The following is a 20,592-nucleotide window of genomic DNA, read 5'->3' as shown; positions in this document are numbered from 1 at the left end:
TGTGACCTCCGACGTGTTGGTAGCGGTTTGTCTGCGGACGTGGCATACGCTGGGGGTATGACACCGGAGATCACGGATCCGCGCTTCCAGAAAATCGCTGACGATATCAAAAATGATCCCGAGAACGCCTCGTTTACGAAGCGTGGAATCGACCCGCTGTTCTACGCGGGCCCCGATTGTCGCATCATGATCGTCGGCCAGGCGCCCGGGCGCGTCGCTGAGGAGACGGGCATCGTGTGGAACGACCGCAGCGGCGACCGGCTGCGCGACTGGATGGGCATCGACCGCGACGCGTTCTATCACTCGGGCAAGCTCGCGATCATCCCCATGGACTTCTACTTCCCGGGCACCGGTAAGAGCGGTGACTTGGCACCGCGCAAGGACTTTGCCGACAAGTGGCATCCGCGCCTGCTCGAGCTCATGCCGCACCTGGATATGACGATCCTCGTCGGCGCGTACGCGACCAGGCGCTACCTGGACCTGAAGTCCTCGGCCTCCCTTACGGATGTCGTGCGTGACTACAAGCACTACCTGCCCACGTACTTCCCGCTGGTTCACCCTTCGCCGCGCAATCAGATGTGGATGAAGAAGAACCCCTGGTTCGACACTGACGTGTTGCCCGACCTGAAGAAGCGGGTTGCTGAGCTGATGAAGTAACGAGGCCCGGGCGGGTAGTGCACACTAGTCCCATGGACGATCTGCGCATTCCCGCCGGGCCCGGCTGCCCGCGCGGCCTCGTCGTGCCCGCAGGGGAGCTGATCGAGCGTTTCTCTCACGCCTCGGGCCCCGGCGGCCAGGGCGTCAACACGGCGGATTCGCGCGTCCAACTCAGCCTGGATCTGGCGACGACGGTCGCTCTGAACGAGAAGCAGCGCGAGCGTGCCCTGTCCGTTCTCGGGGATCGCCTGACGGGAACGCTCCTCACGATCACCGCCGCCGAGCACCGTTCTCAGCGCCGCAACCGCGCCGCCGCGCGTGAACGCCTCGCGCACGTCCTGCGTGCAGCGCTCACCCCGCCCACGCCTCGTCGGGCGACGAAGCCGACACGCGCGTCAAAGCTGCGCCGCCTCGCCGACAAGAAGAGGCGCTCGGAGATCAAGGCGCGCAGGCGCCGCCCGGACGCGGACTAAGAAGGCGGCTTTGAAGAACGAGGCCGGGGCTGCCTACGCCCACGCGCTCCCGTCGGTGCGCCAGCCGATAAACACCCAGGTGACGGGCAGAGGGTAGTCCAGGACCCATTGTTCCCCTGCCTTTTCCGAGGTGGTAGCGGCGTCCTCGCGAGCGAAATGCTGAGCGGCATACGCGTCGAAAAGTCGCTGCTCGCGCACGGTGAACGGCTCGGGGCCAGCTAGACGTCGAAGGTCCGCGCGTGCCTCGTCGAAGGAAGAAAAACGCATGGGACGGAAGGTCTGCGTGGTCGCGAAAACCGGGACGCGTCCCAGGGCAGCGAGCGCTCGTGTCACGTCGCGGACGACGCGCGGGGGACGCGCTGAGCGCCCCAGGTACGTGAGGATGCGTGGGTCGCGAGAGGGGAGGGGACTGCCCGGCACGACGACAGCCGCCCGCGAGCGTGCCGCCGCATCGAGCTTGCGCACGGCAGAGAAGACGTCCCCGCTCATGAGGGAACGCGAGGCGAAAGCGGTGTCCACGCTGTCTTCACCCAAGCCCGCTTCCTCCCAATCGTCCTCCCACGCGAGCAGGTGGGAGGTGATCGGCAGGTTCTCTGCTGCCGCGCGCTCGTCGAGGATCGCGAGCATCGCCTCGGCGAAGTCGCAGCCGTGCACCCGGTGCCCGGCGCGGGCGAGGGGGACGGCGAGCGTGCCCGTCGCGCATCCCATGTCGAGAATCTCCTCGCCCGCCTCGAGCGCGAGCAGATCCATGAGCCACCGCTCGTAGTCGCTGGTCGCGTCTCTCGTGAACGTCGCCGCGCGTCTATTCCAATAGGCTCGCGAGTCCCGGTTGATTGTGCTGTCGTGTGTCGCCATGGGCTGGCCCTCCGATGCGCCTACTGTTATGAGCCTCACGAGAGGTCTTGCACGTATAATGTCATGCAAAAGGAGGCCCTGTCGTGAGCGAAACTGAGATCGGTGCGCCTCGTTCGGCGCTGCTGATGCGGCTTCGCGACGAAAAAGATGCAGGTGTGCGTGGGGGCGTCTACCACCGCCTACAGGTGGAGATGACCTACAACTCCAATCACATTGAGGGTTCTCAGCTGTCCGAGGAACAGACCCGTCTTATCTTCGAGACGGCAACTGTTGGCGGCGAGGGCCTGAGAGTCGATGACATTATCGAGGCGCGGAACCACTTCCGCGCTATCGATCGCGTCATCGAATGCGCCGGAACTCCTATCGGCGAGGAATATGTGAAGGATCTGCATCGCATACTGAAGCAGGGGAGCATCCAGGCTGATCTTGATTGGTTTGCCGTCGGCGATTACAAGCGTCTGCCGAACGAGGTCGCAATGCGTGAGACGAGCGCGCCCGCTGATGTTGCTGAGCATATGCGGCCTCTGTTCGAGTGCGTCAACGATGTTGATTCTCTCACGCAGATCCTGGACTGGCATGTGCGCTTCGAACGCATCCATCCTTTCCAGGATGGTAACGGGCGGGTTGGTAGGCTCCTCATGCTTCAGCAGTGCCTCGCCGCGGGAGTCGTCCCGTTCATCATCACCGACGATCTGAAGGCCTTCTACTACCGAGGTCTGGAGAGGTGGGGTGACGAGAATGGTTTCCTCATGGATACGTGCCTGAGTGCGCAGGACCGTTTCGCGGTGATGCTCGATTACTTCCGGGTCCCCTATGAGCGTTCGGACAACTAGCCATCAGTTGTCGGCGAGGAAGGAATTGTCGCTGTCCGGTGGGTGGGCCGGGTGGATCGGGGAACGAGGCCGGGCTAGCCTGGCTGCATGACACTCAACGCAGAGATGAACGACTTTTCCGCCTTGACCGCCTCGCGCCGCTCGACGCGCGCCTTTACAGACCAGGAGATCCCCGCCGAGCTCCTCGACGCGATCCTCGCCGATGCGACGACCGCGCCGTCCTGGTCTAACACGCGCGCCTTCCGCGTCGCCCTGGCCACGGGTGAGCGCGCCGCTCGCCTGCGCGAGCATTACGGCCGCCTCTTCGACGAGGAGATCGAGGCCCACGCCCGCAAGGCCAAGGATCCGACCGTGGAGATCCCCGTGTCAGACGGTGATTTCCCGGTGCGCAAGCGCTACCCGGACGAGGTGCGACCCGCCCAGATCGAGGTTGCAAAGCTCCTCTACGGCATCCACGGCATCGAGCGCGCCGACATCGAGGGGCGCAACCGTGTCAACCGCCGCAACGTCACGGCATTCGATGCGCCCGTCATGGGTTTCGTCTTCGTCCACGAGGACATGCTGCCCTGGAGCGCCATGGACGCTGGCCTCATGCTCCAAACCCTGTTCTTGTCCGCCAAGTCGCGCGGCGTTGACTCGTGCCCGATCGGCTTCCTTGCCATCTGGCGCGAGCCCGTCGAAGCCGAGTTTGAGATCCCCGAGGGCTACCGGCTTATCACGGGTTTTGCGCTCGGTTACGCGGATCCCGAGGCCCCGATCAACGCGATGCAGGCCCCGCGCCCGCCGATCCAGCTCCTCGAAGGCAAGTGACGCTACGAGCGATACACCTCGCGGCGGTGTGCCACGCGCACGACCGTCACGACCAGGACGTCGTCCTCGATTGAGTAGATGATCCGGTAGTCGCCGACGCGGATACGCCACGCGTTCTCCGTGCTCGCGAGCTTCTTGACTCCGTCGGGGCGAGGAGAAGTGGCGAGCGATTCGATGGCATCGAGCAGGCGTGCGCGCACCGGGCGATCGAGCTTGCGGACCTGGCGCGCCGCCGCCGAGGTGAATTCGACGCGGTACATCGCTAGTCGTTGAGCTCAGCGCGCAGGTCTGCCAGGCTGACGCGCTGCCCGTCGTCGTTGCGAACCGCCTCGCGGAAGGCTTCGAGGTCGCGCGCGTCCTCGAGCTCTTCCAAGGCCAGCAGGTCCTCGACGCCGATCACGATCGCAGTGAGGCGGCCGTTCTTCGTCACTCCGATACGCTCGCCGCCGTATGAAGCTCTCCCGAGGACGTCGGAGAGGTTCGCGCGCAGCTCGCGAGTCGAGAGTGTCGTGGCAAGTGTGTTCATAGTGTCATTTTAGTACAATGTGTACACATTTACGCCTCTGTTACTCATCGTGAGCGTGAACAATTTCCCACGGACATACCTGACGCCCGGGGGAGCGTCTACCGTGGAACGAGGCCCCGGCCTCGTGAAACGTTCGCAATCGGAAGGACCCTATGTCCAAGAAGTACCTCTCTGTTGCCTTCGCCTACGTGGGAGTCGTCATCGGCGCGGGCCTGGCGAGTGGCCAGGACCTGCTCCAGTACTTCCTGTCCTTTGGTGCGAAGGGCCTGATCGGCATCGCGGTCCTGGGCGTCCTCAACGTCATCTTCGGCGTGGTCGCGCTCCAGCTCGGCTCCTACTACCGATCCGGCCACCACGACGAGGTCTTCGAACGCATCACCCACCCGGCGCTGCGCCGCGTCATCGACGTCGTGCTCGTCTTCTCGGGCTTCGCGATGGGATTCGTGATGCTCGCGGGCGCGGGCGCGAACCTCGAGCAGCAGTTCGGCCTGCCCGCGTGGGCGGGCAGCGCCCTGTGCGCGGTGCTCGTCATTCTCACGGCCTTCCTGGACTTCGACCGGATCATGAAGGTGATCGGTGTCTTCACGCCCATGATCATCGTCGCGATCACGATCCTCACCATCTATTCGCTGGCCACCCCGCACCCGGGCGTCGCCGAACTCAACGCCGCCGCCACCCAGGTCACCCCGGCGCTGCCGGGCCTGTGGCTCTCCACGATCAACTACTTCGCGCTGTGCGTCGTCAACGGCATCGCGATGGCCTTCGTGCTCGGTGGCTCGGTGCTGCGCATCGGCGAGGCCCGCCGCGCCGGGCGCATCGGCGGAACCATCATCGCTCTCGTCATCGGCGCGGACGCCCTGTGCCTGTACCTGAACATGGATCGCGTCTGGGACGTGAACGTTCCCGCCCTCGAGATCGCCCGCGCGATCCACCCCGCCTTTGCCTTCGTCTACACGCTCATCATTTTCGCGCTCATCTACAACACGGTCTTCTCGCTGTTCTACTCGACGGCGCGACGCTTCTCGGGCGGGTCGACCACTCGCATGCGCATCGTCCTCGTCGGTGTCGTCGCCGTGGGCTACGCGGCCTCGCTCATGGGCTTCAAGAAGCTGATCGGCGGCATGTACCCGATCATCGGCTGGCTGGGCGTCGCCCTCCTCGTCGTCCTTGCGGTCGGCTGGCTGCGCGAGCGCTCCGCCGTCCTGCGCGAGGAGAACCTGCGCCGCAAGCTCATCCGCGTCCTCGTGCGCAAGCACGCCGACGACCTGGAGTACACGGACGAGCACCGCGCCCAGGCCCGCACCCTCGCCCAGGCCTCGGTCGTTGACGGGGCCGAGCTGCGCCGCGAGGCCGACTCGATCGCCGAGCAGATCGCGGACACCCAGGATGATGCCGCCGCTTACGCTCGCGCGGCCCTGCCCGTCGACGAGGCCCTGGTTGAGGAAGCGATCGAGGCCGACCGGGCGAACGGCTGAGTCAGCCGACCGACGAGGCCGTGGCCGCCTCATGCGCGAGCAGCCAGGCTTTCACGTCGCCGCCCGCCGCGTAGCCGCCCGGGCCGCCCGCCGCCACGACCCTGTGGCAGGGACGGATGAGGAGCAGGGGATTGCGCCCGACCGCGCCGCCGACCGACTGGGCTGACGCGGCGATGCCCGCGCACCGCAGCTGGGCGACGATCTGCCCGTACGTGCGCGTCGCGCCGTAGGGGATCGCGTCCATCGCGTCCCACACGCGCTGTTGAAAGTCCGTGCCCGCGCTCGCGAGGGGGACGGCGGCGGGGGAGGGGGCCTCGCCCGCGAAGTATCCGTCGAGCCAGGACATCGCCGCGCCCAGAGCCCGCGCGTCCGCCTCGCCCCACCCGGCCTCGGCGAGGATAACATCCCGGGAAACGGGCGAGGTTAGGTTGAGCGCGGAGCGCGCCACGGCCTCGTCGATGCCGTAGGGGGAGCCGAAGAAACGCTGCCCGGCCCCCCACAAGCCGATGAGCGCACCGCCCCGCGCGGCCAGCGTGAGGCTGCCGATGGGGGAGTCGTAGGTGGCGAGTGCCGGATCAGAACTGCTCGGGGTGCTCTCGGTAGGCATACGCCCACACTGTCACGGCGACAGTCACAGCGCGAGTCCAGGCATCACGGACGGCGCTCAGTTCGTCACCCTCGAAGCCCTCCGCGAGGAGACGGTGACCGACCTCCACAGTGGGCGCGATGAAGGCGAGCACGTAGCGCAGGGGCACGAATGGTGTCGAGTCCGCCCCATCCGCCGCGTTCTTCGCTGCGGACATGTGCCGTGCGCCGATCAGGTACTGGTAGTCCAACCACGCCTGGTCACGCTCGCGCGTGCACATGTCGATGATCCACTGGGCGAAGCGCGGCTTTGACGCCTGCGCGTACTCGGGGTTTGGCTGCCCGTCCGGGTGCGCGGAATGTGCTGCCAGATACGTCTTTTGAGCCAGAATTCCGCGCCACGTGTCGACCATTTCCATAGCGTGTGGCGCCAGGATGGGTTCTGCTCGTGAGAGCAGCTCTGCGTCACCGGGCTGGACGTGTGCGGCGGCCTCGATCTGGCGTAGATCCTCGAGTGTGAGCGGGGATGTGGGGACGGCATCGGTGCCGTAGGTGTACCCCGACGAGTGGTTGTAAGCGGTCATGAGAACCTCCTTGAAACGATGCGTCGATTGTACAACGTGCTCTGCTCATGTGGATCTGTTGGACATTCGGGGATGGTGTCGAGGCCATGCGGGCGGGGCGTGGTACGCCGCGCGAGTTCGCGGCGCGCGTAGCCGCTGTAGTGAGATGGCAACGGCGCTGGTGGGGTTGCTCGCAATACAATTGACCTGTGGAACCCCTTCTTATTGCCGTGGCCGGAATGCTCATCATCGTGGCATGCCAATTCATCGCGCCCAAGGTGCGCGTGGCATCCCCCCTGATCCTGCTGGTCGTCGGCTTGGCGATCGGGTTTCTGCCGCAGGTGGGGGCCATCGAGATTGAGCCGCATCTCATCCTTGAGATCGTGCTGCCGCCGCTGCTGTTCTCGGCGGCCGTGCGTATGCCGACCATGGACTTCCGGCGCGAGATGCAGGCCGTCGCGATGCTCGCGATTCCCCTCGTGTTCCTGTCCGCCTTCGCGGTCGGCTTCGTCATCAACTGGCTGGTTCCCGCCATCTCCCTGCCCTGGGGCGTCGCCCTGGGGGCGGTGCTGTCACCGACGGATGCGGTCGCCGTCTCGATTGCGAAACGTTCCGGCGTCTCCCACCGCATCATTACGGTCCTCGAAGGCGAGGGGCTCTTTAACGACGCGACCTCGCTGGTCATGCTCTCCGCAGCGATGAGCGCCGGCCTGGCGGCCGACGAGCATGCGCTCAACCCGGGTCTGCTCTTCGGCAAGGTCGCCCTTGCGCTCGGTATCGCGGCCGCCATCGGCTGGGTCGTCGGCGAGGTCGGCGTGCGTCTGCGCGCCCTCATCAAGGATCCCTCGGCCGACACGGTTTTCTCCTTCGCGATGCCCTTCATCGCATCGGTCCCCGCCGAGCACCTGGGAGGATCCGGCCTCGTCGCGGCCGTCGTCGCCGGCCTCGTCGTCTCGCGCCGACGCGCCGCCACGATCTCGGCGACGAACCGACGTTTCTCTCAGCAGAACTGGCAGACCATGACCCTCGTCCTGGAGAGCGGGATCTTCCTGACGATGGGCCTGCAGGCCTTCGGCATCGTCGAGGAGACCGCCGCGTTCTCCGGAGGTCTGGCCTTCGCCGCGTTCCTCGCCGTCACGCTCGGCGCGCTCATCATGGTGATTCGCGCCGTGTTCATCGCGTTCATGCTCGCCTGGCTGGACCACCGGCACAAGCGCCGTCAGCGCCGCTACGAGGCCGAGGCCGCGCGCATCGAACGCTTCGAAAAGCGCATGCACGAGGCGAGTGAAGTCGACGCTGACATGCTCGAGGCCCGCGACCTGAGCCCCGAGCACTGGGAGAACGCGCTCGCCCACTATCGCCGACGCCTCAAGCGGCGCGCGCGCCGCAACGCCATGCGCGGTTCCGACCTGGATTACTTCGAGAACGAGCCGCTGGGTCCGCGCGAGGGCAGCGTCATCGTGTGGGCGGGTATGCGTGGTGCCATCACCCTGGCGGCCGCGCAGACAATCTCGACGCACGCCCCGATGCGTGCGTTCCTGCTTTCGATCGCGCTGTTCATCGCGGCCGGCGCTCTCGTCATCCAGGGTCTGACCTTGCCCGCCCTCATCCGCATCGTCAAGCCGAAGATGGCGACGGGCGATATCTCAGAGGAGGAGCGCGGCAAGCTCCTGAAGGTGATGGGTTCCGCGCTGGTTGACACGGCCCTCGCCCAGGCGATCCACGAGGTCGACGGCCAGACCCTGCTCTCCGCCGGCGTCTCGCGCACACTGTCCCGGCTGGGACATGCGCTCACTGACGAGGCGATAGACGAGCATGCGCGGGTGGGGCGCGCCGCGGATCGTGTCCTCACGGACGTCCTCCAGGACGCAGCCGGTGATGGTGATGACGAGGCGCGCGATACCGTCGACATGAGCGAGGAAGAGGTTGAGCGCTCCTTCACGCGCGACCAGATCCGTGAACTGGCGCTGGAGGCGATCCACGCCCAGCGTGACGCGCTCCTGCAAGCCCGCGACGAGGGCATCTTCTCCTCGGCGGCACTGGAAGGCGCTCTCGCGCGACTCGACAACGAGGAGATCCTCCTGGTCTCCAGCGGCGGCGTCGGCCACTGAGCGTGCAGACGTCAGTCCGTCGTCACTCGCGAGGCGTAAGCCGGGTTCTCGCTCACCGAGTTGAGGGCCTCCTCCAGGCGCTGCGGGGTGACGACGCCGTCGCGCGCCAGGACGCGGTAGGTCTGGCCGGCCTCGTGCGTGAGCATGTTCGTCACCGTAAAGCCGTTGCGCTCGTAGAACGCCAGGCGTCGCACGCGCTGCTGGTAGTTCCCGGCCTCGCGAATGAGGGGCTCGATCTCGAGCAGCTGCGGCACGTCGCCGTAGCGCTCGCGGAAGCGGGTGAGGATGCGCGAGCCGTAGCCTGCGCTGCGCGTGCGACCGTCCACCGCGAGGAAGCCCAGGTAGAACAGGTCGGGGAAAGCGAAGGAGAACGTCAGGGCGACCACGTTGCCGGCCCCGTCCTCGCCCGCGGGGAGGGACGGATCGATCCAGGCAAGGAAATCGACCTCGTCGCGCATGGCGCTCTGCGCCAGCTCGGGAAGGGGGACCTGTTCCTCCGGCGGGAAGGACCGCTCGTAGATTTCCGTAACTTTGTCGGCGATCGGACCCTCGTTGGGCACGGGAATCTGGGTGAGGTCGGTCATGGAACCAGTCTACTCGCTTGGTCTGTTGCCTCCAGGGAGTGGGCCCGATGAACGAGGCCGGGGCGGGGTTTCGACCAAGGGACTGTGGCGTGCGGAACTGTCGTCAGGGTCGGGTCAGGGGACGATCAGGGCCCAGTGGGTGAACAGCGGCTGTCGGGCCGAGCGCCCGCTCGCCTAGACTTGTAGGCACAATCAACAGCAGATGTGAGGATGAAGCGTGCTAGAGCTCAAGGAGATCGTCAAGGCCTACCAGACCGCCAACCTCGTGCAGGTGGCGCTCAACAAGGTCTCCGTGGCGTTCCGCGACAACGAGTTTGTGGCCGTGCTGGGCCAGTCTGGCTCCGGCAAGACGACGATGCTCAACGTCATCGGTGGGCTCGATCGTTTCCAGAGCGGCGACCTCGTCATCGACGGTATTTCGACGAAGAACTACAAGGCGCGCGACTGGGATGCCTACCGCAACAACCGCATTGGCTTCGTTTTCCAGGCCTACAACCTGATCCCGCACCAGAGCGTTCTCGCGAACGTCGAGCTGGCCCTGACCCTCTCGGGTGTCTCCCGCTCCGAGCGCCGCAAGCGCGCCCTCGACGCTCTTGAACGCGTCGGCCTGAAGGACCACGTCAACAAGAAGCCCTCGCAGATGTCGGGCGGCCAGATGCAGCGCGTCGCCATCGCGCGCGCCCTCATCAACGACCCCGAGATCCTGCTGGCAGACGAACCGACCGGCGCCCTCGACTCCAAGACGAGCGTGCAGGTCATGGACCTGCTGCGCGACGTGGCCCGCGACCGCCTCGTCATCATGGTCACGCACAACCCCGAGCTGGCCCACCAGTACGCGACTCGTATCGTCGAGCTGGCCGACGGCTGCATCGTCGACGACTCCGACCCCTTCGTGCCCGCCGCCGAAGACCGGCGCGAGGCCAAGCCCGCGCGTCGCACGTCGATGGGCTTCCTGACGGCCCTGTCCCTCTCCTTCAATAATCTGATGACGAAGAAGGGCCGCACCCTCATGACCTCCTTCGCGGGGTCCATCGGCATCATCGGCATCGCCGCGATCCTCGCGCTGGCCAACGGCACGAACGCATACATCGCCAAGACCGAAGAAGAGACGCTGGGCGCGTATCCGCTGACAATCCAAAAGACCGGCATCGACATGACCGCCGCGCTGTCCGTGTCGGCCTCGGACTCCCAGGACTCCAAGCCCGCGCCCGACGGCAAGGTCGGCGTCTCCAAGCTGCGCACCTTCGCCGACACGATCCGCGACGCGAAGACGAACGACCTGGCCTCGCTGAAAACCTATCTGGACAACAACGGCGGCGACATCAACTCGATGGTCAACGCGATCGAATACGACTACGACATCGTCCCGCAGATCTACCAGTCCGACACGTCCAAGGAGACCGTGCAGGTTAGCCCCGACCAGTCGATGAAGCAGATGGAGACAGGCTTCGGATCGGGGGCATTCTCCTCGATGATGGTCACCAACGCCTTCTACCAGATGCCCGCCACGACCTCGCTGTACACCTCCGCGTACGACGTGGTCGCCGGCTCCTGGCCGACCGGCGCGAACCAGGTGGTCCTCGTCCTCGACGAGGACGGCAATATCCCCAACCTCTTCGAATACACGCTTGGCCTGAAGAACCACAAGGAATTCGATGACCTGATGCGTCAGTACTATCAGGGCGCTCTCACGGGCAAGAGCCAGTCCGGCGCGCAGTCGGGCACCCAGTCGGGGGCGAGCACCGCCACCTACGACTACTCTACGATCCTGGGCACCACCTTCCGCCGCGTCAACGCCTTCGACAAGTACACGTGGGACGACACCTACAAGGTGTGGACCGACCGCTCCTCCGACTCGGACTTCATGAAGAAGCTCGTGGATGGTGGCCAGCAGCTGACGATCTCCGGCATCGTCAAGCCCAACTCCGACAAGGGCGGCGCCCTGCGTCAGGGCATCGCCTACACGCCTGCCCTGACCTACCAGATCATCGAGGAGGCGGCCGCCAGCCCGATCGTCAAGGCGCAGCGAGCCAAGCCCGACGTCGACGTGTTCACTGGCAAGACCTTCAAGGAACTGGCGGACAATCAGAAGAGCCAGTCCGGCGGCTTCGACATGTCCTCCCTGTTCACGGTGGACGAGTCCAAGCTTTCCGCTGCCTTCCAGATCGACCCCGAGAAGATGCAGATGGACCTGTCGGGCCTCGATTTTTCCGGCATGGACCTGTCCGGCCTCGATTTTTCGAACCTCGACATGTCGGGCCTGGACCTGTCCACCATCGACCTGTCGGCCCTCGCCGCACAGTCAGGCGCACAGTCCGGTGCCCAGTCGGGCATGACCTTTAATCTGTCCGGCCTCGACTTCGGGGAGCTGAGCAAGGACCTGCCGCAGCTGGCCAACGTGGACTTCCCGACGATTATTCGCTCGGCCCTGGCCGACGGTGCCGTCAAGGATGGCGCCGCCGACTACCTGAGCGCGCAGGCGTCCCAGATCGCCCAGGGGTTCCAGGACTACGCCCGCGAGCAGATCGAGGCGGGAGGCTCGACGGACTTCGCGACCCTGGCCTCGGCCTATTTCTCCCAGCCCCAGGTGATGGAGCAGCTGCGAGCGGCCGTCTCCTCCGACCAGGTCGTCGACTCCCAGAAACTCGCCGCGAACCTGACGAAGGCCCTCGGGGACGATCCAGCCCTGGCCCAGATCGGCACCGACGTGTCCACCCAGGTCATGAATGCGATCTCCGCGCAGATCGCCGCCCAGCTGGGCACCACCCTCACGAAGGGGGTGAGCGCCGTCATCGGCCAGGTCATGCAGGAAGCAATGACCAACGCGATGACCTCGATGATGACGCAGCTGTCGACCACGATCGGCAACCAGATTGGCGCCACCATGGAGCAGTTCGCCACCAACATGTCGAGCGCCTTCTCCATGGACCCGCAGGCGTTCGCCGATGCTTTCCACTCCAACCTGGACGAGAAGTCCCTCGCGGCCCTCATGGCGACCATGTTCTCCACGAACGTGCCGACCCTGGAGACGAACCTGAGGAACCTGGGCTGGGCGGACATTGCTTCTCCGTCGAACATCTCCATCTACCCCAAGTCCTTTGCGGACAAGGACAAGGTGAAGGCCGCCCTCGACGCCTACAACGCCGACAACAAGGCGGCGGGCGCGACCGATAAGGTCATCACCTACTCCGACGTCATGGGTGCGCTCATGAGCTCGGTGACCAAGATCGTCGACATCATCTCCTGGCTGCTCATCGCCTTCGTGTCGATCTCTCTCGTGGTCTCCTCGATCATGATCGCGATCATCACCTACATTTCGGTGCTCGAGCGCCGCAAGGAAATCGGTATCCTGCGGTCGATCGGTGCCTCGAAGGGCGACGTGTCGCGCGTCTTCAACGCCGAGACCGTCATCGAAGGTCTGTTGGCCGGTGTGATGGGCGTGGGCGTGACGTACGGGCTGTGCGCGATCGCCAACGGTATCGCTCACTCCTCCTTCAACGTGGACAACATCGCCCAGCTCTCGCCCGTCACGGCGCTCGTCCTGATCGGCGTCTCCGTCGGCCTGACCGTCATCGCCGGTATCATCCCGGCCTCACGCGCCTCGCGTCAGGACCCGGTCGAGGCCCTGCGCTCCGAGTGAGACACGCGGCCTCGTCCCACTGTGGGGCGAGGCCGTGGCGCGTTTTCGGGGTGGGCTCGCCTGCGCTAACCTGGACGTAACGCTTGTTGTAGCCGTGAGGAAAGAGGAATCATGCCCACTCCCGAGAAGCTTGCCACCGACGCCACCGTCGCCATCATGTTGGCCGATGGCTTCGAAGAGGTCGAGGCCCTGGCCGTCGCCGACGTCCTGTACCGCGCCGGTGTGCGCTCGGACCTGATCTCCGTGACCGACGCGCGCCACGTGACCAGCTCGCACGGTATCCGCGTCGTCGCCGACCTCATGCTCGAGGACGTGGACCTGTCCACCTACACCGTCCTCTTCCTACCCGGCGGTATGCCCGGGACCCTGAACCTGAAGGCCACGCCCGCGATCCAGACCGAGGTGCTGCGTCGCTCCGACGAGTCCCAGCCCATCGCAGCGATCTGTGCGGCGCCCTCAATCCTGGCCGAGCTGGGCGTCCTCGACGGCCGCCACGCGACCGCCAACCCCGCGTTCGTCAAGGCCATCGCCTCCGGCGGGGCGATCGTTCACGAGAACCCGGTCGTCGCCGACGAGTTCATCATGACCAGCCGAGGTGCCGGAACCGCCCTCGAACTCGGCCTCGAACTCGTGCGCCAGCTCCTGGGCGACGAGGCCGCCGAAGAGGTCTCCCGCGGCGTCGTGCTCACGCGCTGACGCCCGCCTCGCCCCCCCCCTCGAAAGGACCCTTCTTCCGCATGAGCCCGCGTAAGCCTCGTCCCTGGCCCGACGTGCCCGCACCCCTGGCGGCGCCCGTGGTGGACAACCACACGCACCTGCCCACCCACGTCGGTGAGATCCCCAAGCGCGAGGGCGTGGCGCTCAGCCTCGAGGAGCAGCTGGACCGTGCCCGCGAGGTGGGCGTCACCCGCATGATTTCGAGCGCCTGCGAGCTGCCCGACTTCGACCCGATGATCGAGCTGGCGCGTGCCCACAACGGCGTGCGCGTCGCGATCGCGATCCACCCCAACGACGCTGCCCTGCACGCGGGCTGCGCCGAGCCCTCGCCCGACGGGCTGGTTCCCACCGTGCGCGACTATCACGTTCCCCTCGTCGAGGCGCTGGTCGAGGTCGAGAAGCGCCTCGGCGACCCGATGGTCGTCGCGGTGGGGGAGAGCGGCCTGGACTACTTCCGCACGGCCGAACCCGGCCGCGAGGCGCAGAAGGAATCCTTCCGCGCGCACATCGAGATGGCTCAGAGAGTTGGCCTGCCGCTGCAGATCCACGACCGCGATGCACACGAAGACACGCTGGAGATCCTCCGCGAGTGCGCCAGCTCGGACCAGCGCATCGTCTTCCACTGCTACTCGGGGGATGCTGCCATGGCCGAGCACCTCGCCGAGCGCGGCTGGTACGCCTCCTTCGCCGGCCCCATCACCTACCCCGCGAACTCCGACCTGCGTGCCGCGCTCGCGGTCCTGCCGCGAGAGCTCGTCCTGGTCGAGACCGACGCTCCCTACCTGACGCCCGTCCCGTGGCGCGGATGCCCCAACGCCTCCTACGTCATGGCGCACACCGTGCGTTTCATTGCGGACCAGTGGGGCGTCAGCGAAGCTGCGGCGTGCGACCAGCTACGCGCGAACACTGAGGCGGTCTACGGCAGCTGGTGAGGGGCCTTTTCTCCCGTGATGACGCGGGTTTGACGAGGCCTTCGCGTCGTGTCGAACGGTGCCCACATGCTGGTGAATTGCGTCAAAATGGTCGCACAACGATAACAAATTGGTTACGGTGGGTGTGTCAGTCCAATTCGAGCGACTCGCCCGTACGCGCCCCGTCCTGCGGCACATGCGGTGATGTGACCCTCGAAGCGGAACCTTCAACGTCTGGAGACACGTGAGCGTTCAGCCCTCCCGCACAACCGTTATTTCCGTCGCCGCCGCGACGGCCCTCCTGGTGGCCGGCACCGCTGCTACCGCCATCGGCACCTCCTATCGTCACGTGACCGTCGAAGTTGACGGCGTCACCCACGACGTATCCGGCTTCTTCACGACCGCAGGCGACGCCCTGAGCACGGCCGGTGTCTCCGTCGGCGCTCATGACCTCGTCGCCCCCGCCTCCGATCAGAGTGTTGCGAACGGCGATACCGTCGTCGTGCGTACCGCCACCGAATACAACGTGACCGTCGACGGCAACCAGACCACCGCTTGGTCCACCGCCTCGTCCATCCACGGCGTGCTCGCGGCCCTGCCGGCGTCCGCCTCGTCGATGGCCGCCGACCGCTCCTACACCCGCGCCGAGATGCCCGTCGCCGAGGCCGGCGAGACGATCCACGTCATCGCCGATGGTGCCACGACCGACGTCGTCGCTTCCTCCGACGAGGGCACGACCGCGATCCTCGAGAAGGCCGGCATCAGCGCCGGTCCGATCGACCGCGTGACCCTGGAACATAACGGCGGCGAGGCCACCTTGCGCGTCGCGCGCGTCGTGCGCGGCAACGTGTCCTCCACGACCGAGATCCCCTACGAGACCGAAGAGCGTGAGGACGCCGAGGCCGAAGAAGGCACCGAGAAGACCGTCCAGGAGGGCGTGGCCGGGTCTGAGGTGACCGAGACCTATCAGGAGACCGTCGACGGCAACGTCACTGTCTCCGCCGTCCTGTCCACCACGCGCACCGAGCCCACCAAGCGCATCGTGTCGAAGGGCACGAAGGCCAAGAAGGCTGAGGATACCGCCTCGAAGTCGTCCTCCTCGTCTGATTCTTCAGGTTCCTCCTCATCCTCGTCCGGCTCTGCTCCTGCCGCCGTCTCCGGCGACGATGCGGCGATCTGGGCCGCCATCGCTCAGTGTGAGTCCGGCGGTAACCCCTCGATCAACACGGGCAACGGCTACTACGGCATGTACCAGTTCTCGCTGCCGACGTGGCGTTCCGTGGGTGGATCCGGCCTGCCCTCCGATGCTTCCGCCGAGGAGCAGACCATGCGTGCGCGCATGCTCCAGCAGCGCTCCGGTTGGGGCCAGTGGGGCTGCGCCTACAAGCTCGGCCTCGTCTGACGTGACATTGCCCGCTGGCGCGCCAGGACCCTGGCGTGCCAGCGGGCGCTCACGCTAAGCTGACCAGCAGCACCAAGAGCGAGTAACTGGAGAATTGTGAGCCATCATCTGAGCACCTCCCTGAGTGCGTCCGCCGCCAGCGCCCTGCACGTCCTCGGTGGCCGGCTGCGCTCCTTTGCACCCTCCCCGCGCGTCGTTCTCGGAGCCGCGGCCCTGACCTCGGCAGGCGTCTTCGCTATCGCTGGCGTCGGCGTCGCCTCCTCGCACACCTCCGTCATGCTCGAGGTCAACGGCGTATCCCGCCCTGTCACCTCGTGGGGCAACACTGTCGGCGATGCGCTCAAGGCCGCCGGCGTGAGCGTTGGTAGCAACGACCTCGTGCAGCCCGGCCCGGGTGAGGCCGTGCGCGACGGCGACACGATCGTCGTGCGCACCTCGAAGGCCTACACGGTCAGCGTCGACGGGCAGACGCGCACCCTGTGGACCACGGCCTCCTCAGCGGACAGCATCCTCGCCGACGCTGCGCCGCTCGGCTCGGCTGTCTCGCTCGCGGCGGACCGCTCCTCGTCCCGCGATGAGCTGACCCCGCTCGTCTCGCGCGCCCGCAACGTCTCGGTCACGGTGGACGGCTCGACCCGCGAAGTCGCCGCACGTCCCGGCCAGGACGCGCGCGCCATTCTCGAGGCCGCCGGAGTCTCCGTGCACCCCCTCGACCGCGTGACCGTCTCCAACGGCCCCACCGGCGAACTCACGATCAACGTGAGTCGCGTGACCCGCGGCGAAGCCACCGAAACCGTTGAAATCCCCTTCAGCGAGACGACGACGACCAGCGCCGACCTGTTCGTGGGCGAGTACCAGGTGACCACTGCCGGCGTCAATGGTGCGACGACGTGGACCGTGTGGCAGGAAAAGAATGGCGACGAGGTCCTGACCTCCGTGCCGATCACCGAGCATTCGACCTCGCAGCCTGTCACCCAGGTGCGCAGTGAAGGAACGAAGGAAGCGACCCCGGCCGCCCTCGTTGCCGCAGGCATTGATCCCAAGGCCACCCTTGAGGAGAAGACCGAGGCGGACGGCACCACCTCCGTGCGCTATCGCGCGAAGCTCGGAACGATCTCCACGAAGGAAGAGATCGCCGCGATCGCTGCCGACACGAAGAACGCGGACTCGGCCACTGCCGCCGCTGCTGCGGCTGCTGCCGCCGCGGCGGGTGCTGTGCCGACAACCTACTCGGGCGAGGATCCACGTTCGCTGGCCAAGCCTCTCGTCGCAGCCCAGGGCTGGGGCGACAGCGAGTACCAGTGCCTGGTCCTCCTGTGGAACCGTGAGTCGCAGTGGAATCCCTACGCCGAGAACGCGTCGTCGGGTGCCTACGGTATTCCGCAGGCCCTGCCCGGTTCCAAGATGGCTTCGGTCGGCGCTGACTGGCGCACCAACCCGATCACCCAGATCAACTGGGGCATCGGCTACATCAAGGGCCGCTACGGCACGCCGTGCTCCGCGTGGGCGCACTCGAACACGGTGGGCTGGTACTAAGTCTGAGAGCTGTTTGGGGCCGGGTCTGACAACGACGGTTGTCGGGCCCGGCCCTTTGTGTCGGAGGTGCGTCGGTGTGGTGGTGCGTCGGTGTGGTGGTGTGGTGGTGTGGTGGTGCGTCGGTGCGTCGGTGCGTCGGTGTGGTGGTGTGGTGGTGCGTCGGTGCGTCGGTGTCGTGGTGTGTCGGTGCACTCCCACCGCAATTTCGCACGTAATTCCCTATCAGCTGTTTCAAGATTTGAAATCGCATCGTTGGAATCATGCGGTTTTGAGCCGTGGCTAGAAACTGAACGGGTTAAATTACGTGCGAGATTGTTGGGGAAGGTGAGAATCTGGCTCGCCGTCGGTTTGCGGATAGGTTATGCGCATGTGGGTAGGTAACGAACATCCGGATAGGTAACGAACATGTGGATAGGTTATTAAGCTATCCGGATGCGGCTAACCTATCCGGATCGGGCGAATCTATCCGCGGTGTGCAGCCTAGCCGCGTAGCGTCGGTGTTGTGGCACCTTGACACTTACTCTACAATTCCCATGAAGGTTACCTAATATTCATCGTGATTGTGTCAGTGAGGTCATCATGGGTTTTTCCACCGTTGCTAAAGTGGCTGCATCATTGGTGATCGCAGGCGCAGGATTCGCCGGTGGCATGAAGGCTGCTCCGGTATTCGGCCTGGGGTCGGCACAGGACCAGGGGACGGAACCTGTTGTTACCGTTGACACGACTCTTGTGAAGAACTCTTTCGCCGACATTGGCGAACTTGCCACAGAGTCCTACAACTTCACCCAGGTGGGGAAATACTCTGAGGAGGGAACCAAGGTGTTCGGCATGGAAGTGCCGGGCACAGGCTCCCATTACCTCATCACGTATTCGGGAGAGGTCAAGGCTGGAGTGGCCGACGTGAGCCAGATTCAGGTCGAGGTTGACGAGGCAGGTCATGTTGTGACGGTGACCGTACCTGCCGTCGAAATTCTCTCCGCGTCCATTGACCCTGCCTCGGTCGAGACCTACGACCAGTCTTTCTCCCCCGTTAACCAGATTGAGGTTGGAGAGGTTACCTCCTTTTTGGCTGATCGAGAGGCTGCCGCGAAAGACGAGGCTGTCTCCAAGGGCTTGCTGGACAAGGCGCAGGGGCGTGTGGAAGACGTCGCGAAGAAGCAGGTCAGCGCCGTTCTGGGTGAGCAGGCCAGCAAGTACGAGGTGCGTGTCGTCCTGCCGCCCGCCCCCGCTCAGTGACGCTCCGAGCCTCACAGAGCGCCTAGCCGGAGCCTCGCGCTGCGGCTCGCGCCATGCCCGTCCTTGTTGTCAGGGATGTGATGCGCGAAGGGCTGGCCCTCGGGGCGTGCACATGCGTATAGGTTGTGAAGATATGGATAGGTAATGAGCATCCGGATAGCTTATTAACCTATCGGGATGCGGCTAACCTATCGGGATGCGGCTAACCTATCGGGATGCGGCTAACCTATCCGGATGTGGCTAACCTATCCGGATGCCTGGAACCTATCCGCGTAGAGCGATTGTCATCGCCCGTCGCGCGGGTTCATGAGGCCTCCCTGTGCCGTGCTGCCGCAATTTCGCATGCAATTCCCCGTCGAGTATTTCATGATCTGAACTTCAGGCGTTGGAATCATGCGGTTTTAAGCCATGCCTAAAATCTGACCAGATTAAATTACATGCAACATTGTTGGGTAAGGTGAAATTTGGGCACGCGTCAGTGATGCTCTAAGCCTCTCAAGGAGCTGATGCTCTCAAGGGGCTGATGCTCTCAAGGGGCTGATGCTCTCAAGGGGCTGATCATCTCAGGGAGCTGAACCTCACCGGGCGGACATCGTGCCATACGCGGGCCGCGCCCCACAGGGTGCCTAGCCCCGGCCTCGTCCATTCCGTGCACTAGACTTGCCACCGTGAGCCGATCCTCCACTCCCCGCAACCAGCGCGATGCGCGCCGCCGCCTCGACCCGACCCTGCCCGAGGGTGCCGTCCCCTCTGAGACGGGCCTCCTCGGCCCTCTCGAAGTGAAGGCCATCTCCGAGGCGCTCGGTATCCGCCCCACGAAGGTGCTGGGCCAGAACTTCGTGCACGACGCGGGCACGGTACGCAAGATCGTCGCAGTCGGCGGTGTCGAAGAAGGTGACGAGGTCGTCGAGGTCGGCCCGGGCCTCGGCTCCCTGACGCTCGCGCTCCTGGAAGTGGGCGCGCGCGTGCGTGCCGTCGAGATCGACCCGCCCCTGGCCGCCGCGTTGCCCGAGACTGTGCGCGCCCGCATGGGCGAGGCCGCCGACCGCTTCCACGTCGTCACCATGGATGCCACGGAAATCAGCGGCGTCGATGACTTCGGCGTGGACTGGCCAGCCCCCACGAAGCTCATCGCGAACCTGCCGTACAACGTGGCCGTGCCGGTTCTGCTCAATATGCTCGAGGCCTTCCCCTCTATCCAGGTCGTCGTCGTCATGGTTCAGGCCGAGGTCGCGGACCGCCTGGCCGCCGGCCCCGGATCGCGCACGTACGGGGTGCCTTCCGTGAAGGCCTCCTGGTATGGCTCGGTTGAGCGCGCGGGGACGATTGGTCGCTCGGTGTTTTGGCCGGTGCCCGGCGTGGATAGTGCCCTCGTGCGCCTGACGCGCCTTGAGACCCCGCGCGGGGACGACGAGCTGCGCCGCGCCACCTTCGAGGTCACCGACGTGGCCTTCGGGCAGCGTCGCAAGACCCTGCGCGCGGCCCTCAAGAACTGGGCGGGCGGCCCCGAGGCCTCCGAGGCTCTCCTGTCGGCCGCCGGCATTGACCCGACGCGCCGCGGTGAGACTCTCTCGATCGACGAGTTCGTCGAGCTGGGGCGCGCCGTCATCGAGGCCCGCGCCAACGGCACCCTCGAGGCGTCGACCGCGGCCCGCTGACGGCCGCTGGGAAGACAATC

At 65.6% G+C, this 20,592-nt stretch carries 19 protein-coding genes; 13 read left to right on the top strand and 6 right to left on the bottom strand.

Going from position 1 to position 20,592, the window contains the following annotated elements; all coding sequences use genetic code 11:
- Positions 1-57: 57 nt before the first annotated feature.
- Entirely contained in the window at positions 58-657 is a 600-nt protein-coding gene (locus tag O3656_RS02865; RefSeq protein WP_285098578.1) for a uracil-DNA glycosylase family protein, read from the top strand.
- 32 nt (positions 658-689) lie between these two features.
- A complete protein-coding gene (arfB, locus tag O3656_RS02860) occupies positions 690-1,130 on the top strand; it encodes an alternative ribosome rescue aminoacyl-tRNA hydrolase ArfB (protein WP_500062545.1) in 441 nt (146 codons plus the stop codon).
- Between the two features lie 33 nt (positions 1,131-1,163).
- Here arfB and O3656_RS02855 read toward each other — a convergent pair whose 3' ends face one another.
- Entirely contained in the window at positions 1,164-1,985 is an 822-nt protein-coding gene (locus O3656_RS02855; RefSeq protein ID WP_500062544.1) for a class I SAM-dependent methyltransferase, read from the bottom strand.
- Positions 1,986-2,068: 83 nt separating this feature from the next.
- Here O3656_RS02855 and O3656_RS02850 point away from each other — a divergent pair, with 83 nt between their 5' ends.
- Positions 2,069-2,818 (top strand): Fic family protein, encoded by a 750-nt coding sequence (locus O3656_RS02850; RefSeq protein WP_500062543.1) that lies wholly within the window; start codon positions 2,069-2,071, stop codon positions 2,816-2,818.
- Between the two features lie 87 nt (positions 2,819-2,905).
- Positions 2,906-3,628, top strand: a complete 723-nt coding sequence (locus tag O3656_RS02845; RefSeq protein ID WP_500062542.1) for a nitroreductase — start codon at positions 2,906-2,908, stop codon at positions 3,626-3,628.
- 2 nt (positions 3,629-3,630) lie between these two features.
- Here the strand turns inward: O3656_RS02845 and O3656_RS02840 are convergent, their stop codons facing one another.
- Positions 3,631-3,888, bottom strand: a complete 258-nt coding sequence (locus tag O3656_RS02840) for a type II toxin-antitoxin system RelE family toxin (RefSeq protein WP_256126674.1) — start codon at positions 3,886-3,888, stop codon at positions 3,631-3,633.
- Between the two features lie 2 nt (positions 3,889-3,890).
- Complete coding sequence (locus O3656_RS02835) at positions 3,891-4,154, bottom strand: type II toxin-antitoxin system prevent-host-death family antitoxin (RefSeq protein WP_285098566.1); 264 nt, start codon at positions 4,152-4,154, stop codon at positions 3,891-3,893.
- A 152-nt stretch (positions 4,155-4,306) separates the two neighbouring features.
- Here O3656_RS02835 and O3656_RS02830 point away from each other — a divergent pair, with 152 nt between their 5' ends.
- A complete protein-coding gene (locus O3656_RS02830; protein WP_500062541.1) occupies positions 4,307-5,629 on the top strand; it encodes a YkvI family membrane protein in 1,323 nt (440 codons plus the stop codon).
- Position 5,630: 1 nt separating this feature from the next.
- Here the strand turns inward: O3656_RS02830 and O3656_RS02825 are convergent, their stop codons facing one another.
- On the bottom strand, positions 5,631-6,236 hold the full coding sequence (locus tag O3656_RS02825) for a methylated-DNA--[protein]-cysteine S-methyltransferase (protein WP_500062540.1): 606 nt from the start codon (positions 6,234-6,236) through the stop codon (positions 5,631-5,633).
- Entirely contained in the window at positions 6,205-6,798 is a 594-nt protein-coding gene (locus O3656_RS02820; protein ID WP_009055343.1) for a protoglobin domain-containing protein, read from the bottom strand. The genes O3656_RS02825 and O3656_RS02820 overlap by 32 nt, the downstream gene beginning before the upstream one ends.
- Positions 6,799-7,016: 218 nt before the next feature.
- On the opposite strand from O3656_RS02820, the gene O3656_RS02815 reads away from it, so the two are divergent.
- Positions 7,017-8,888 (top strand): cation:proton antiporter, encoded by a 1,872-nt coding sequence (locus O3656_RS02815; RefSeq protein WP_500062590.1) that lies wholly within the window; start codon positions 7,017-7,019, stop codon positions 8,886-8,888.
- Positions 8,889-8,899: 11 nt separating this feature from the next.
- On the opposite strand, the gene O3656_RS02810 is transcribed toward O3656_RS02815, so the two are convergent.
- The gene (locus tag O3656_RS02810) at positions 8,900-9,472 is read right to left on the bottom strand and encodes a GNAT family N-acetyltransferase (protein WP_500062539.1); all 573 of its coding nucleotides are present in this window, start codon (positions 9,470-9,472) and stop codon (positions 8,900-8,902) included.
- 217 nt (positions 9,473-9,689) lie between these two features.
- Between O3656_RS02810 and O3656_RS02805 the strand changes: the two genes are divergently transcribed.
- The 7 genes from O3656_RS02805 to rsmA all read left to right on the top strand — a co-directional run bounded on the left by O3656_RS02805 (position 9,690) and on the right by rsmA (position 20,572).
- A complete protein-coding gene (locus O3656_RS02805; protein WP_500062538.1) occupies positions 9,690-13,112 on the top strand; it encodes an ATP-binding cassette domain-containing protein in 3,423 nt (1,140 codons plus the stop codon).
- A gap of 111 nt (positions 13,113-13,223) precedes the next feature.
- The gene (locus tag O3656_RS02800; RefSeq protein ID WP_500062537.1) at positions 13,224-13,808 is read left to right on the top strand and encodes a DJ-1 family glyoxalase III; all 585 of its coding nucleotides are present in this window, start codon (positions 13,224-13,226) and stop codon (positions 13,806-13,808) included.
- Between the two features lie 41 nt (positions 13,809-13,849).
- Positions 13,850-14,761, top strand: a complete 912-nt coding sequence (locus O3656_RS02795; protein WP_500062536.1) for a TatD family hydrolase — start codon at positions 13,850-13,852, stop codon at positions 14,759-14,761.
- A 223-nt stretch (positions 14,762-14,984) separates the two neighbouring features.
- A complete protein-coding gene (locus tag O3656_RS02790; RefSeq protein ID WP_500062535.1) occupies positions 14,985-16,142 on the top strand; it encodes a resuscitation-promoting factor in 1,158 nt (385 codons plus the stop codon).
- Positions 16,143-16,238: 96 nt separating this feature from the next.
- The gene (locus tag O3656_RS02785) at positions 16,239-17,678 is read left to right on the top strand and encodes an aggregation-promoting factor C-terminal-like domain-containing protein (protein ID WP_500062534.1); all 1,440 of its coding nucleotides are present in this window, start codon (positions 16,239-16,241) and stop codon (positions 17,676-17,678) included.
- A 603-nt stretch (positions 17,679-18,281) separates the two neighbouring features.
- Positions 18,282-18,914, top strand: coding sequence for a DUF4230 domain-containing protein (locus O3656_RS02780; protein WP_500062533.1), 633 nt, complete (start codon positions 18,282-18,284; stop codon positions 18,912-18,914).
- Positions 18,915-19,582: 668 nt separating this feature from the next.
- Positions 19,583-20,572, top strand: coding sequence for a 16S rRNA (adenine(1518)-N(6)/adenine(1519)-N(6))-dimethyltransferase RsmA (gene rsmA / locus O3656_RS02775; protein ID WP_500062532.1), 990 nt, complete (start codon positions 19,583-19,585; stop codon positions 20,570-20,572).
- The last annotated feature ends 20 nt before the right edge of the window (positions 20,573-20,592 follow it).

It is taken from the genome of Pauljensenia sp. 27098_8_83 (genome assembly GCF_041432695.1).
GTDB lineage: Bacteria > Actinomycetota > Actinomycetes > Actinomycetales > Actinomycetaceae > Pauljensenia.
The sequence above is the reverse complement of the archived record's forward strand: the minus strand, read 5'-3'. Positions and strand labels throughout refer to the sequence as shown.

Coding starts and splice junctions, on each gene's coding strand:
- O3656_RS02865 (WP_285098578.1), top strand. CDS start 58: ATGACACCGGAGATCACGGATCCGCGCTTCCAGAAAATCGCTGACGAT.
- arfB (WP_500062545.1), top strand. CDS start 690: ATGGACGATCTGCGCATTCCCGCCGGGCCCGGCTGCCCGCGCGGCCTC.
- O3656_RS02855 (WP_500062544.1), bottom strand. CDS start 1,985: ATGGCGACACACGACAGCACAATCAACCGGGACTCGCGAGCCTATTGG.
- O3656_RS02845 (WP_500062542.1), top strand. CDS start 2,906: ATGACACTCAACGCAGAGATGAACGACTTTTCCGCCTTGACCGCCTCG.
- O3656_RS02840 (WP_256126674.1), bottom strand. CDS start 3,888: ATGTACCGCGTCGAATTCACCTCGGCGGCGGCGCGCCAGGTCCGCAAG.
- O3656_RS02835 (WP_285098566.1), bottom strand. CDS start 4,154: ATGAACACACTTGCCACGACACTCTCGACTCGCGAGCTGCGCGCGAAC.
- O3656_RS02830 (WP_500062541.1), top strand. CDS start 4,307: ATGTCCAAGAAGTACCTCTCTGTTGCCTTCGCCTACGTGGGAGTCGTC.
- O3656_RS02825 (WP_500062540.1), bottom strand. CDS start 6,236: ATGCCTACCGAGAGCACCCCGAGCAGTTCTGATCCGGCACTCGCCACC.
- O3656_RS02820 (WP_009055343.1), bottom strand. CDS start 6,798: ATGACCGCTTACAACCACTCGTCGGGGTACACCTACGGCACCGATGCC.
- O3656_RS02815 (WP_500062590.1), top strand. CDS start 7,017: ATGCTCATCATCGTGGCATGCCAATTCATCGCGCCCAAGGTGCGCGTG.
- O3656_RS02810 (WP_500062539.1), bottom strand. CDS start 9,472: ATGACCGACCTCACCCAGATTCCCGTGCCCAACGAGGGTCCGATCGCC.
- O3656_RS02800 (WP_500062537.1), top strand. CDS start 13,224: ATGCCCACTCCCGAGAAGCTTGCCACCGACGCCACCGTCGCCATCATG.
- O3656_RS02795 (WP_500062536.1), top strand. CDS start 13,850: ATGAGCCCGCGTAAGCCTCGTCCCTGGCCCGACGTGCCCGCACCCCTG.